This is a genomic window from Dysosmobacter welbionis, from assembly GCF_005121165.3.
GTDB lineage: Bacteria > Bacillota > Clostridia > Oscillospirales > Oscillospiraceae > Oscillibacter > Oscillibacter welbionis.
The window spans coordinates 1,800,335-1,813,654 of sequence record NZ_CP034413.3 but is presented as its reverse complement, the minus strand read 5'-3'; the positions used below and the strand labels follow the sequence as shown (position 1 = coordinate 1,813,654).

9 protein-coding genes are annotated in these 13,320 nt (G+C 62.4%); 7 read left to right on the top strand and 2 right to left on the bottom strand.

Annotated features, from left to right (window positions below):
- Positions 1-124 precede the first annotated feature (124 nt).
- Positions 125-1,798 carry a formate--tetrahydrofolate ligase gene (locus EIO64_RS09845; RefSeq protein ID WP_174233005.1) on the top strand — a complete coding sequence of 558 codons (1,674 nt, stop codon included), beginning with the start codon at positions 125-127 and terminating at the stop codon, positions 1,796-1,798.
- Positions 1,799-2,139: 341 nt separating this feature from the next.
- Here the strand turns inward: EIO64_RS09845 and gdhA (EIO64_RS09840) are convergent, their stop codons facing one another.
- Entirely contained in the window at positions 2,140-3,486 is a 1,347-nt protein-coding gene (gene gdhA, locus EIO64_RS09840) for an NADP-specific glutamate dehydrogenase (protein WP_021748968.1), read from the bottom strand.
- A 13-nt stretch (positions 3,487-3,499) separates the two neighbouring features.
- Positions 3,500-4,846 (bottom strand): NADP-specific glutamate dehydrogenase, encoded by a 1,347-nt coding sequence (gdhA, locus tag EIO64_RS09835; protein WP_036630105.1) that lies wholly within the window; start codon positions 4,844-4,846, stop codon positions 3,500-3,502.
- A 798-nt stretch (positions 4,847-5,644) separates the two neighbouring features.
- On the opposite strand from gdhA (EIO64_RS09835), the gene ilvC reads away from it, so the two are divergent.
- The 6 genes from ilvC to EIO64_RS09805 all read left to right on the top strand — a co-directional run bounded on the left by ilvC (position 5,645) and on the right by EIO64_RS09805 (position 13,319).
- A complete protein-coding gene (gene ilvC / locus EIO64_RS09830; RefSeq protein ID WP_025544393.1) occupies positions 5,645-6,664 on the top strand; it encodes a ketol-acid reductoisomerase in 1,020 nt (339 codons plus the stop codon).
- A 72-nt stretch (positions 6,665-6,736) separates the two neighbouring features.
- Positions 6,737-8,395 (top strand): dihydroxy-acid dehydratase, encoded by a 1,659-nt coding sequence (ilvD, locus tag EIO64_RS09825; protein WP_021748972.1) that lies wholly within the window; start codon positions 6,737-6,739, stop codon positions 8,393-8,395.
- A 26-nt stretch (positions 8,396-8,421) separates the two neighbouring features.
- Complete coding sequence (locus EIO64_RS09820; RefSeq protein WP_025545137.1) at positions 8,422-9,612, top strand: ATP-binding protein; 1,191 nt, start codon at positions 8,422-8,424, stop codon at positions 9,610-9,612.
- A 45-nt stretch (positions 9,613-9,657) separates the two neighbouring features.
- A complete protein-coding gene (locus EIO64_RS09815) occupies positions 9,658-10,254 on the top strand; it encodes a LysE family transporter (protein ID WP_119311808.1) in 597 nt (198 codons plus the stop codon).
- Between the two features lie 414 nt (positions 10,255-10,668).
- Complete coding sequence (locus EIO64_RS09810) at positions 10,669-11,679, top strand: sugar ABC transporter substrate-binding protein (protein WP_158629760.1); 1,011 nt, start codon at positions 10,669-10,671, stop codon at positions 11,677-11,679.
- Positions 11,680-11,885: 206 nt separating this feature from the next.
- Complete coding sequence (locus EIO64_RS09805) at positions 11,886-13,319, top strand: sugar ABC transporter ATP-binding protein (RefSeq protein ID WP_333637484.1); 1,434 nt, start codon at positions 11,886-11,888, stop codon at positions 13,317-13,319.
- Position 13,320: the final 1 nt, after the last annotated feature.

Here is a 13,320-nt window from a genome sequence, read left to right as displayed (position 1 = left end):
GTAAAAGGTTGGAAAATAAGGGGATTTGGAGAGAACTGTTGCTTTTACCCGGGGGAGCCGGTATAATCGAACATGAAACAGCAGGGTGTCTGGACACGGACAGCCCGGAAAACAGGAGGCAGCCATGACCATCAAAAGCGATATCGAGATCGCCCAGGAGGCGAAGCCCCTTCCCATCACGGATATTGCGGACGCCTGCGGGATGGATGGGGCGTATATAGAGCAATACGGCAGATACAAAGCCAAGATCGACAACCGCTTTCTGAAGGAGACAAATCGGCCGGACGGTAAGCTGGTTCTGGTGACCGCTATCACCCCCACCCCTGCCGGGGAAGGCAAGACCACCACTACGGTAGGGCTGGCGGACGGGCTGCGGCGGATCGGCAGAAATGCCGTGGTGGCCCTGCGGGAGCCCTCCCTGGGGCCGGTGTTCGGCATCAAGGGCGGCGCCGCCGGCGGCGGCTATGCCCAGGTGGTGCCTATGGAGGACATCAATCTCCACTTCACCGGGGACTTTCACGCCATCGGCGCGGCCAACAACCTGCTGGCGGCGATGTTGGACAACCACATCCAGCAGGGTAACGCCCTGGGGATCGACGTCAAGCGGATTACGTGGCGGCGGTGTGTGGATATGAACGACCGGCAGCTGCGCAGCATCGTGGATGGCCTGGGGGGCCGGATGCAGGGTGTGCCCCGGGAGGACGGATTTGATATCACCGTGGCCAGCGAGGTCATGGCCGTGCTGTGTCTGGCATCGGACATCCCGGATCTGAAAGCCCGTCTGGGGCGGATCGTGGTGGGCTACACCTATGATGACGCCCCGGTGACTGCTGCCGACCTGAAGGCGGCCGGCGCCATGGCGGCCCTGCTGAAGGACGCTCTGAAGCCCAATCTGGTTCAGACGCTGGAGCATACTCCGGCCCTGATCCACGGCGGACCCTTTGCCAACATCGCCCACGGCTGCAACTCCGTCACCGCCACCCGGATGGCTCTGAAGCTGGGGGACTATGCCATCACGGAAGCGGGCTTCGGCGCGGATCTGGGGGCGGAGAAGTTTCTGGACATCAAGTGCCGCATGGCGGGGCTGAAGCCCGACGCGGTGGTGGTCGTGGCCACGGTCCGGGCATTGAAGCACCACGGCGGCGCAGCCAGAGCGGAGCTGGGCAGAGAGGATCTAGCGGCCCTGGAGCGGGGACTGCCCAACCTGCTCCAGCATGTGGACAATATCAAAAACGTATTTGGCCTGCCCTGCGTGGTGGCCATCAATGCGTTCCCCACGGACACGGCGGCGGAGCTGAAGCTGGTAGAGGAGAAATGCCGGGAGCTGGGGGTGAGCGTGGCCCTCAGCGAGGTGTGGGCCAAGGGCGGCGCCGGCGGAACTGCTTTGGCAGAGGAGGTAGTCCGGCTGTGTGAGCAGCCATCCGACTTCCGGTACAGCTATGCGCTGGGGGGGTCCATCGAAGAGAAGCTGGAGACTATCTGCCGGCGGATTTACCATGCGGACGGCGTGGTACTGACGCCTGCCGCCCAGAAGCAGGCCCGGCGGCTGACAGAGCTGGGGTTCGGGGAACTGCCCATCTGCATGGCCAAGACCCAGTACAGCTTTTCCGACGACCCCTCCCTGCTGGGAGCGCCCCGGGGCTTCACTGTGACGGTCCGGAACCTGAAAGTGTCCGCTGGGGCAGGCTTTCTGGTGGCCCTGACGGGAGATATCATGACCATGCCGGGATTGCCGAAAGTACCGGCCGCGGAGCGGATCGATGTGGATGAGAACGGCCGGATCAGCGGGCTGTTCTGAGGCATGGTCATACCGCCGCGGGAGCGGCGTCCAAGCGTTTTGCCGGAGGCAAAACCTTGAGCTGGACGGGCTGGGCCTGCCCAACTGGATTAAATGCGGAGTCCCCGCGGGACCTGTCCCGTGAGGGGCCATACCGGGACTGCCGAAAGTACCGGCCGCGGAGCGGATCAATGGGGACGAGAACGGCCGGATCAGCGGGCTGTTCTGGACGCTGTGGGACGGGAAACAAAACCGGCGGCCCGGCATCTGCCGGACCGCCGGTCCCACTACAAAGGAAATTTATGGGACAAAGCGGCCGCCCGGAAGGGCGGCCGCTTTGTGTGTTTTGAAGAGGGGGAGAATCACAGTCCCTGGGCGATCATGGCCGTGGAGATCTTCTTGAAAGCGGCGATGTCATTACCGGCAATCAGGTCGTATCCCAGACCGTACTCCTCCGCCGCCGCGGCGGAGGCATCATAGATGCCGCCCATGATCTGCTTCAGGCGGCTGTCCACCTCCTGGCGGGTCCAGCTGTACCGCAGGCTGTTCTGGACCATCTCCAGGGCGGAAACCACCACGCCGCCGGATCCGGAGGCCTTGGAGCCTGCGGTGAGGATCTTGGGACTCAGCCGCAGGAGGCGCAGGGCCTCGGCGGTGGCGGGCATATTGGCCGCCTCCACATAGTAGCGGACGTTGTTGGCCACAATCATCACGGCATCCTCCACGTCCAGCTCATTCTGGGTGGCGCAGGGGATCACGATGTCCACCGGCACTTCCCAGGGCCTTTTGCCGGGGAAGAACTCCACGCCGAAGCGGTCGGCGTAAGGCTCCACCTTGTCGGCGCCGCCGGCGCGCATGGACAGCATGAAATCGAACTTCTCCTGGGTGCAGACGCCGTCGGGATCGTAGACATAGCCGTCCGGCCCGGAGAGGGTGACCACCTTGCCGCCCAGCTCCGCGCTCTTGCGGCACACGCCCCAGGACATGTTGCCGAAGCCGGAGACGGCCAGGCGCTTGCCCTCCAGGGTCTCGCCCTGGTGTTCCAGCATCCGGGCCAAGAAGTAAACAGTGCCGAAGCCGGCGGCCTCCTGGCGGATGACGCTGCCGCCGTAGGTCAGGCCCTTGCCAGTAAGAGCGCTGCTCTCCGCCTTTCCGGTGAGCCGCTTGTACTGGCCATAGAGATAGCCGATCTCCCGGGAGCCCACACCGATGTCACCGGCGGGGATGTCGGTGTCTGCGCCGATCAGACGGTACAGGGCTGTCATGAAGCTCTGGCAGAAGCGCATGATCTCCCGGCTGCTCTTGCCCCGGGGATCAAAATCCGCGCCGCCGGCGGCGCCGCCGATAGGCAGCCCCGTCAGGGCGTTTTTGTAGGTCTGCTCAAAGCCCAGGAACTTCACGATAGAGGGGTTGACGGAGGGATGGAACCGCAACCCACCCTTGTAGGGGCCGATGGCGCTGTTGAACTGCACCCGGTAGCCGTGGTTGGTGTGGGCCATGCCCTGATCGTCCATCCAGGGCACAGTGAAGGTCAGCATTCGATCCGGCTCCACCATTCGGGTCAGCAGGTCCACCCGCTCATAGATGGGATTGTCCTCCAGGGCCGGGGCAATCATCTCCAGCCAGGTGAGAACGGCCTGGAGATACTCCGGCTGGCCGGCGTACCGCTGCTGGAGGTCGGCGGACACGCGGGAAACATAGTCGCTCATGCAGATGCCCTCCTTAGACCAAACCGTAGGCCAGCATGGCGTCAGCCACTTTCAGGAAGCCGGCGATGTTGGCGCCGGCCACCAGGTCGCCGGGCTTGCCGTACTGGGCGGCGGCGCCCGCGGCGTTGTGATAAAGGTTGGTCATAATGTCCTTCAGATGGCTGTCCACCTCCTCGAAGGACCAGGACATGCGCATGGAATTCTGGCTCATCTCCAGGGCGGAGGTGGCCACGCCGCCGGCGTTGGCGGCCTTGGCGGGGGCAAAGAGGAGACCGGCAGCCTGCAGGGCTTCCACCGCGTCGGGAGTGCAGGGCATGTTGGCACCCTCGGCCACGGCGAAGCAGCCGTTCTGGATCAGGGCTTTGGCAGCGGACAGATCCAGCTCGTTCTGGGTGGCGCAAGGCAGGGCGATGTCACAGGGCACCTGCCACACGCCGGAGCAGCCCTCGTGGTACTCCGCTTCCGGGCGGACGGTCACATACTCCCGGATGCGCTTGCGCTCCACCTCCTTCAGCTGCTTCACCAGCGCCAGGTCGATGCCGTTGGGGTCGTGGACAAAGCCGTTGGAGTCGGACATGGTGACCACCTTGGCGCCCAGGGCCGTGGCCTTTTCGCAGGCGTAGATGGCCACATTGCCGGAGCCGGAGATGGCTACCTTGGCGCCCTCAAAGCTGCGGCCCGCGTCCTTGAGCATATTGTCGGCAAAGTAGCACAGACCATAGCCGGTGGCCTCGGTTCGGGCCAGAGAGCCGCCGTAGCTGAGGCCCTTGCCAGTGAGGACGCCGGTGAACTCGTTGCGCAGCCGCTTGTACTGGCCGAAGAGATAACCGATCTCCCGGGCACCCACGCCGATATCGCCGGCGGGCACGTCGGTGTCCGGCCCGATATACTTGAAGAGCTCGGTCATGAAGCTCTGGCAGAAGCGCATGACCTCCGCGTCGGACTTGCCCTTGGGGTCGAAGTCGCTGCCGCCCTTGCCGCCGCCGATGGGCAGGCCGGTCAGGCTGTTCTTGAAGATCTGCTCAAAGCCCAGAAACTTGATGATGCCCTCGTACACGGAGGGGTGGAACCGTAAGCCGCCTTTGTAGGGGCCGATGGCGCTGTTGAACTGCACCCGGAAGCCCCGGTTCACGTGGATGTTGCCCTGGTCATCCTCCCAGGGCACCCGGAACTTGATGATCCGCTCCGGCTCTACCAGGCAGTCCATGACGCCCTCTTTGATATACTCCGGCTTCGCCTCCACCACCGGGACCAGGGAGGTCAGAACCTCCTGGACCGCCTGGTGAAATTCCGGCTCTGCCGGATTCCGCCGGACCACGCGCTCCATCAGGCCGCTTAGATACTCGTTCTGAATGCTCATGGTGAATCCCTCCAAAAACCAGACTTGGCGGATGACCGCGCCGCGGCCTCCGTCCGTGTTTGTATCGACCACATTGTAATACTGGGCGCGTCTTTGCGTCAACGACTTTTGTCCGCGCAAGAACATGTTCGGCGGATTTCTCAAGTTTTAAACGCCTGTTATGAGACTTTCTGGCACTTCTCCTTTGAAATCAAAAATATTTAGAAAATATTTCCATTTAACAAAAAGAGGAACCCTAAGCGCAAAGATTTGGGCTGGTCTGGCCGGTCCCTGTACAGGCTTGGCGGAAAATCGTGGGGAAAATACATAAGGTTTCGCGTTTGAAAAGGGATGGAATTGGTCAAACCAATAAAACTTTGCGGGAGCGGGGAAGTTGAGCGCAAGTTTCTCTTGACAGGGGGCGGAACAGTGTGTTACCGTCTTTGCATACCTAAAATATGATGAAGGGAACAAGTAGCCCGCTTCGCTCCGCTTTCAGAGAATTGCCGGTTGGTGCAAGGCAACAAGCGTCGGATCTGGTGAAATCATCCTGGAGTAGCCTGCTGAAAGAGAACTCTCTGATAGGCAGTGCCGGGCGCACCCGTTACCGTGCAGGGCCTGTTGGGGCCTGCTGAGATGGCGGCGGAAGGATCTTCCACCGTTAACAAGAGTGGTACCGCGAAGGTGTTTCAAAAGCCTTTGCCTCTTGCTTGCAAGAGGCAAAGGCTTTTTTCTTTCACTTCGGCCGTTCTGTTCAGGGCCCATCGGCAAAACCATTCCCACCCACATCGTCAAGAAACAGAAAAGGAGAACACGAACATGGCAATCAAAAAGTATTACGACACTGACTGCAACCTGGGCCTGCTGGACGGCAAGACCGTGGCCGTGATCGGCTTCGGCTCTCAGGGCCATGCCCATTCTGAGAACCTGGCCGAGAGCGGTGTCAACGTGGTGGTGGGCCTGCGGAAGGGCTCCTCCCACTGGGCCAAGGCGGAGGAGTTCGCCGCCACCTGTCCCAATTTCCGCGTGATGGAAGTGGAGGAGGCCGCCAAGGCCGGCGACATCGTGATGATGCTGGTGCCTGACGAGCTGTGCGCCGACATCTACAACAAGCAGATCGCCCCGTACATGACCGAGGGCAAGACCCTGGCCTTCGCCCACGGATTCAATATCCACTTCAAGACCATCGTGCCCCCCGCCAACGTGGACGTGATCATGGTGGCTCCCAAGGGCCCCGGCCACACGGTCCGCAGCCAGTACCTGGAGGGCAAGGGCGTGCCCAGCCTGATCTGCGTGGAGCAGAACTTCACCGGCAAGGCCAAAGAAGTGGCTCTCGCCTATGCCTCCGGCATCGGCGCCGGCCGCGCCGGCATCCTGGAGACCACCTTCAAGGAGGAGACCGAGACCGACCTGTTCGGCGAGCAGGCCGTTCTATGCGGCGGCGTCTGCGGCTTGATCCAGGCCGGCTTCGAGACCCTGGTGGAGGCCGGCTACGAGCCGGAGATGGCCTACTTCGAGACCTGCCACGAGATGAAGCTCATCATCGACCTCATCAACGAGGGCGGCTTCGGCAAGATGAGCTACTCCATCTCCAACACCGCTGAGTACGGCGACTACCGCACCCGCAGCCGCCTGATTACCGAGGACACCCGCAAGGAGATGCGGCAGATCCTCAAGGAGATCCAGGACGGTACCTTCGCCTCCGAATTCCTGGCGGAGATGAACCCCAACGGAGGCCGCAAGACCCACTTCCTGGCCATGCGCCGCATGGCGGCCGAGCACCCCATCGAGAAGGTGGGCGCCCAGCTGCGCAGCATGATGAGCTGGCTGAAAAAGTAAGAGGACCCAAGGCACCGGCCCGGAGGCGGGAACACCTCCGGGCCGGGTAGAAAAAGGAGGAAAGCAAGACCTATGCGCAGTGATAATGTGACCAAGGGCGCCGAGCGGGCACCCAACCGGAGCCTTTTCTACGCCCTGGGCTACACGCCGGAGGACCTGGAGAAGCCCCTGATCGCTGTGGTCAGCGCCCACAGCGACATCGTTCCCGGACACATGAATTTGGACAAGCTGACCGACGCGGTAAAAAGCGGCATCGAGGCCGCCGGCGGTACCCCCTTCATGGTGCCCGCCATCGGCGTGTGCGACGGCATCGCCATGGGCCATGTGGGCATGAAGTACTCCCTGGCCAGCCGGGAGCTGATCTGCGACAGTGTGGAGACCATGTTCATGGCTCACCAGTTTGACGGCTGTGTGCTGGTGCCCAACTGTGACAAGATCGTCCCCGGCATGGTGATGGCGGCGGTGCGGATGAACGTGCCCGCCGTGGTGTGCAGCGGCGGCCCCATGCTGGCCGGCACCTACGACGGCCAGGAGGTCAGCCTCTCCAAGATGTTCGAGGCTGTGGGCTCCTACAAGGCAGGCATGATCTCCGCCGAGCAGCTGGAGGACTGCACCCAGAACTGCTGTCCCGGCTGCGGCAGCTGCTCCGGCATGTACACCGCCAACTCCATGAACTGCCTGTGCGAGGCCATCGGCATCGGCCTGCCGGGCAACGGCACCATCCCCGCGGTGTACAGCAAGCGGCTGCAGCTGGGCCGCCGGGCCGGCGCCGCCATCATGGAGATGGTCCGCCGGAACATCTGCGCACGGGACATCATCAACGCCCGCAGCATCCGCAACGCCCTGACCTGCGACATGGCCCTGGGCTGCTCCACCAACACGGTGCTGCACCTGCTGGCCATCGCCCAGGAGGCGGGCTGCCCGGTGGACCTGGCCCTGTTCAACGAGATCAGCGAGAAGACCCCCAACCTGTGCCACCTGGCCCCTGCGGGCCCCACCCACATGCCGGACCTGTACGCGGCCGGCGGCATCCCTGCTGTCCAGGCGGAGCTGGCCAAGCGCGGTCTTCTGGATCTGGACTGCCTGACCGTCACCGGCAAGACCGTGGGCGAGAACATTCAGGGGGTCCAGAACCTCAACCACAACGCCATTCGGCCCATCGAGGATCCCTACTCCCCCACCGGCGGACTGCAGATCCTCTGGGGCAATCTGGCCCCCCACGGCTGCGTGGTGAAGCGCAGCGCCGTGGCCCCGGAGATGCTGACCCACACCGGTCCCGCCCGGGTGTTTGACAGCGAGGAGGACGCCATCGCCGCCATCTACGCCGGTAAGATCGTCCCCGGCGACGTGGTGGTGATCCGGTACGAGGGCCCCAAGGGCGGCCCTGGTATGCGGGAGATGCTGAATCCCACCTCCGCTCTCGCGGGTATGGGTCTGGACAAAACCGTGGCCCTTATCACCGACGGCCGGTTCTCCGGCGCCAGCCGGGGCGCGTCCATCGGCCACGTCAGCCCGGAGGCCGCTTCCGGCGGTCCCATCGGCCTGGTGCAGGAGGGCGACGCCATCGCCATCGACATTCCCAATGCCTCCATCATGTTGCAGGTATCTGAGGAAGAGCTGGCCGCCCGGAAGGCCGCCTATGTCCAGCCTGCCCCCAACATCACCACCGGCTGGCTGGGCCGTTACGCCCGGATGGTCACCAGCGCCGACGAGGGCGCGGTCCTCCGCTGAAGGCCTGAGATCGGGAGGAATGCAACATGCACGTACAAGAGATGTACCGGCGGCTGACGGGCCTTGTGGTGTTCCGCCGGCTGCTGCAGGACCCGGTGGTGGCCGCCTGCGGCGAGATGCTCTCCGCCCGGGTGCGGGGGGACAGCGGCGATTTCTCCGCCGCCTGCGCCGGATTTGAAGCCGCCCTCTTCCAGTCCAGCGACAGCTGGTCCTGCTATCTGCGGGAGACGGTGCTGGAGAGCGAGAACGTCTGCATCCGGGGGCAGGCGGTGGGCAGGAGCTCCGTCCTTCAGGAAAGCCTGCGGCGGGAGCTGGCCTTCTTCGACCAGCTCTCCCAGCTGCAGCTGGAGGACCTGACGGCGGGTCTGCGGGAGCCTCCGGAATTTCTGGTGGGCTGGGTCGTGTCTCCCACCGATATCACCCGGGAATACCTCCGCCGGATGGAGGAGGTGGGGGTGAAGGGCTACGGCATCTTCGCCCGGTACCACGTGTTCACGGTGGAGGAGGGGCAACTGGCGCCGGTGAAGCACCCGGATCCCCAGAGGCTGGAGGAGCTGCCTGGCTATGAGCGGGAGCGGGAGAAGGTCATCGCCAACACCCGGGCCCTGCTGGAGGGAAAGCCCGCCAACAACGTGCTGCTGTATGGTGACGCGGGCACCGGCAAGTCCAGCGCCATCAAGGCCATCGCCAACGCCTTCGCGGACCAGGGGCTGCGGCTGGTGGAGGTCAAGAAGAACCAGCTCTATCAGATCCCGGACCTGATGGACGCCCTGGCGTCCAATCCGCTGAAGTTCATCCTCTTCATCGATGATCTGAGCTTCACCGCCAATGACGACAACTTCGCCGCCCTCAAGGCGATCCTGGAGGGCAGCGTGGGCGGCCGGGCCGGCAACATCGCCGTCTACGCCACCAGCAACCGCCGCCACCTGATTAAGGAGACCCTCACCGACCGGGAGGGCGACGACATCCACGAGAGCGACACCCGCCAGGAGCTGATGAGCCTGTCCGCCCGGTTTGGGCTGACCATCACCTTCGGCAGCCCCGACCGGGAGCGGTATCTCCACATTGTGGAGGAGCTGGCCAAGCAGTACGGGGTGGAGCTGGACCCCAGACAGCTGGCGGTCCGCAGTGAGGCATTCGCGGTCCGCTCCGGCGGACGCAGCGCCCGGGTGGCCAAGCAGTTCATCGAGCTGTGCAAGGCCGGCGTCTTCAGCTGACGCCGCGGCGGGACAGTATCTGATAAAGAGAAAGGGGCAGTTCCCATGACAGCAGTCTATTTACAACTGGCGGCGTATGCCTGTGCAACCACCTTTTCCCCGGGACCCAACAACATTCTGCTGTTCAGCAGCACCAGCCGGTACGGCATCCGGAAGTGCTGGCCGCTGATTTTTGGGATCTGGGCGGGATTGATCACCGTTATGCTGCTGTGCGGCTTCGGCTGTGCCTGGCTGGGAGAGCTGGTGCCGCAGATTGTCCCCGTGGCCAAGTATGTGGGCGCGGCTTATATCCTCTATCTGGCCTACCGCACGCTGATGCGCAGCCCCGGCGCCAAGAAGGAGGCCGGCCCCTCCGGCAAGCCGCTGTCCTATGTGAACGGCTTCCTCCTGCAATTCCTGAACGTCCACATCCTGATGCTGGGGATCGCCGCCTATTCCGGTTATATCCTGCCCCATGGGTATACGGTGCCAGCCGTGCTGTGCTTCTCTGTCATCATGGCTGCCTGCGCCGCCACCGGAAACCTGATCTGGGCCACGCTGGGCGCGCTGCTGTACCCGCTGTACAGCCGGTATTACAAATTTGTCAACGCCGTTATGGCGCTGCTCCTGCTCTGGTGCGCCTGGAAAATCATCTCCGTCTGAGAATACATGGTCCGAACGCCCTCCCAAGCCGGGAGGGCGTTTTTTGTGCGGAACAGGCATGTCCGCACCTCTTTATATTATATAATGTAGGACGGGCGCGCCTGCGGCGACACCCAGGGGAGCGGTTTTTGGGGGATAGAGAGGCTGTGCGGCAGATTTGCGAAAAATTTGCGCAAACTGGACGCCGCCGGGCGCCTGATAAAAAGCCGACGCTGTCAAGTAAATGATTAGCTGATAAAAAATTTTCTGCATATTGTGCAAAAAAGTTCCGCAAAATTGTAATAATAGCTGTTTTTTACGTTAACACGTTGACTGTATAAGCACACCATGTTAAAATCTTCTTACTCCCGCAGTTCAGATCCATTTCTGCCTGAATGTGAGAGGAAACCAATTAAGAAGGAGAAAAGAAGTAAGATGAAAAAGTTTTTTGCACTTCTCCTCGCACTGGTGATGTCCCTGTCTCTGGTGGCCTGCGGCGGCGGAGATACCGCCAACGAAGACACCAGCACCGATGACACTGCTACCGAGGAGAACGGCGGCGATACCGCCACTGCCAGCGATGTGGAGATCGCTGTGGTCCTGAAGACCCTGGCCTCCGAGTACTGGGGCTATGTGAAGGCCGGCTGCGATGCCGCTGCCGCTGACCTGGGCGTTACCGTCAACGTGGTGGGCCCCGGCGCTGAGAGCGAGATCGAGCAGCAGGTTTCTATGATTGAGCAGCAGATCGGCGCAGGCTGCGATGCCATCATCGTCGCTCCCAATGACGCCGGCGCCGCTTCCGGTGCGCTTGCCAGCGCCATCGGCAGCATCCCCGTTCTGTCCGTCGATACCAATGTGGGCATCGAGGGTCAGACCAGCTTCGTGGGCACCTCCAACGTGGACGCCGCGAAGGAAGGCGGCCTGTGGGCCGCTGAACAGGCCGGTGAGGGCGCCAACGCCGTCATCATCTATGGCCAGGAGGGCGACAACACCTCCAATATGCGCCGCGAGGGCTATCAGGCCGCCTGCGACGAGGCCGGCGTCACCGTTCTGGACGCTCTGTCCGGCCAGAACACCACCGACGGCGCCACCAAGACCATGGAGGACCTGCTGAACGCTTATCCCGACCAGATCGACATCGTGCTCTGCCACAATGACGATACCGCTATCGGCGCCATGAACGCCTGCAAGTCCGCCGGCGTGGACGACATGATTATCGTCGGCTTCGACGGCAACGCCTCCGCCGTGGATCTGATCCTGGCCGGCGAGATGGTGAAGGCCACCGTTGCCCAGCAGCCCTATGAGATGGGCTACCAGGCCGTGGAGGCCGCGCTGAAGGCCATCAAGGGCGAGACCGTGGAAGAGGTCATCAACGCTCCCGTCACCGTGGTCACCGCTGAGAACGGCCAGGAGTACCTGGATAGCCTGGCTGCCATGCAGGGCTGATCAGCCTGTGCCCCTCAGATCTCACATCTGAATGAATGGAATATGGCGGCAGTGGTCCTGCCGCCATATTCCCGTTCCGCACCTCCCCGCGGGCGGCGGGGACCGCTGAAATCAGGAAACAGAAACGAGGTAATCCCATGAGCGAGTATGTTGTCGAGTTGAAGAACATTACCAAACGTTTTCCTGGTGTCGTCGCATTGAAAAATATGTCTATTGGCATCCGGCCGGGAGAGATCCACGGCCTGATCGGCGAAAATGGCGCCGGCAAGTCCACCTTGATTAAGGTGCTCACCGGCGTTCACACTCCTGAGGAGGGGGAGATCTACGTGGACGGCCAGAAGGTCGTCTTCCACAACCCCGTCCAGTCCCGCGAGGCGGGCATTGCCTGCGTGTACCAGGAGCTGAACATCGTCAAGCAGCTGTCTGTCACGGATAACGTTTTCATGGGACGCGCCGTCAAGAAAAACGGCCTTCTGGACTACCCCAGAATGTACGAGGAAGCCAAGCAGGCCCTGACCACGCTGGGCCATCCCGAAATTGATGTTAAAATGGAATGCGGCAAGCTGGGTACCGGCCAGCAGCAGATGGTGGAGATCGCCAAGGCTGTGTCGCTGGACGCCAAGCTGATTATCATGGACGAGCCGACTTCCTCCCTGGGCAAGGAGGAGATCAACCAGCTGATGGAGACGGTCCGGGGCCTGAAGGCCAAGGGCGTGGCCATCCTGTTCGTCTCTCATAAATTGGAAGAGCTGTTCGAGCTCTGCGACCGGGTCACCGTCATGCGGGACGGCGAACATATCGTCACCCAGGACATCGGTGACATGACGGAGGACTCCCTGATCAACGCCATGGTGGGCCGGACGCTGGACAACCTGTATCCCAAAGAGTTCGGCGTCAAGGGCGACGTGTGGCTGGAGGCCAGGAACCTCAACGAGGCCGGCGTCCTCCATGACGTGAGCTTCAAGGCCTACGGCGGCCAGATCACCGGCTTTGCTGGCCTGGTGGGCGCCGGGCGGACGGAGACCATGCGGGCCATCTTCGGCGCCGACAGGTTGGACAGCGGCGAGATCTACGTCAAGGGGGAGAAGGTACATATCCGGACGCCCAAGGACGCCATCAAGAAGAAGATTGCCTTCCTGACCGAGGACCGCAAGGGCCAGGGTCTGGTGCTGTCCCTGGACGTGCGGACCAACCTCATTCTGGCCAATATGAAGGGCTTCTCCAACGGACCCTTCCTGAACAAGGGGAAGATTGAGAAGTCCGGCCAGGACAATGTGGAGTCCCTGCGGATCAAGACTCCGTCCCTGGACGAGGTGACGGCCCAGCTCTCCGGCGGCAACCAGCAGAAGGTGGTTATCGGCAAGTGGGTCAACACCGACGCGGACATCTTCATTTTCGACGAGCCCACCCGCGGCATCGACGTGGGCGCCAAGATCGAGGTCTACCATGTCATGAATGACCTGGTCAAGGCCGGCAAGTGTGTGATCATGGTCTCCTCCGAGCTTCCGGAGATCCTGGCCATGAGTGACCACGTGGTGGTCATGCGGGGCGGCCGGGTCATGGCCAATATCGACCGTGATACCCCGCACTTCAACTCTGAGGATATCATGAAAGCGGCCTGGGGAGGAGAATTAGACTGAT

Excerpts from the sequence above, each read along its gene's own strand:
- EIO64_RS09845 (WP_174233005.1), top strand. The coding sequence starts at position 125 with ATGACCATCAAAAGCGATATCGAGATCGCCCAGGAGGCGAAGCCCCTT.
- gdhA (WP_021748968.1), bottom strand. The coding sequence starts at position 3,486 with ATGAGCGACTATGTTTCCCGCGTGTCCGCCGACCTCCAGCAGCGGTAC.
- gdhA (WP_036630105.1), bottom strand. The coding sequence starts at position 4,846 with ATGAGCATTCAGAACGAGTATCTAAGCGGCCTGATGGAGCGCGTGGTC.
- ilvC (WP_025544393.1), top strand. The coding sequence starts at position 5,645 with ATGGCAATCAAAAAGTATTACGACACTGACTGCAACCTGGGCCTGCTG.
- ilvD (WP_021748972.1), top strand. The coding sequence starts at position 6,737 with ATGCGCAGTGATAATGTGACCAAGGGCGCCGAGCGGGCACCCAACCGG.
- EIO64_RS09820 (WP_025545137.1), top strand. The coding sequence starts at position 8,422 with ATGCACGTACAAGAGATGTACCGGCGGCTGACGGGCCTTGTGGTGTTC.
- EIO64_RS09815 (WP_119311808.1), top strand. The coding sequence starts at position 9,658 with ATGACAGCAGTCTATTTACAACTGGCGGCGTATGCCTGTGCAACCACC.
- EIO64_RS09810 (WP_158629760.1), top strand. The coding sequence starts at position 10,669 with ATGAAAAAGTTTTTTGCACTTCTCCTCGCACTGGTGATGTCCCTGTCT.
- EIO64_RS09805 (WP_333637484.1), top strand. The coding sequence starts at position 11,886 with ATGTCTATTGGCATCCGGCCGGGAGAGATCCACGGCCTGATCGGCGAA.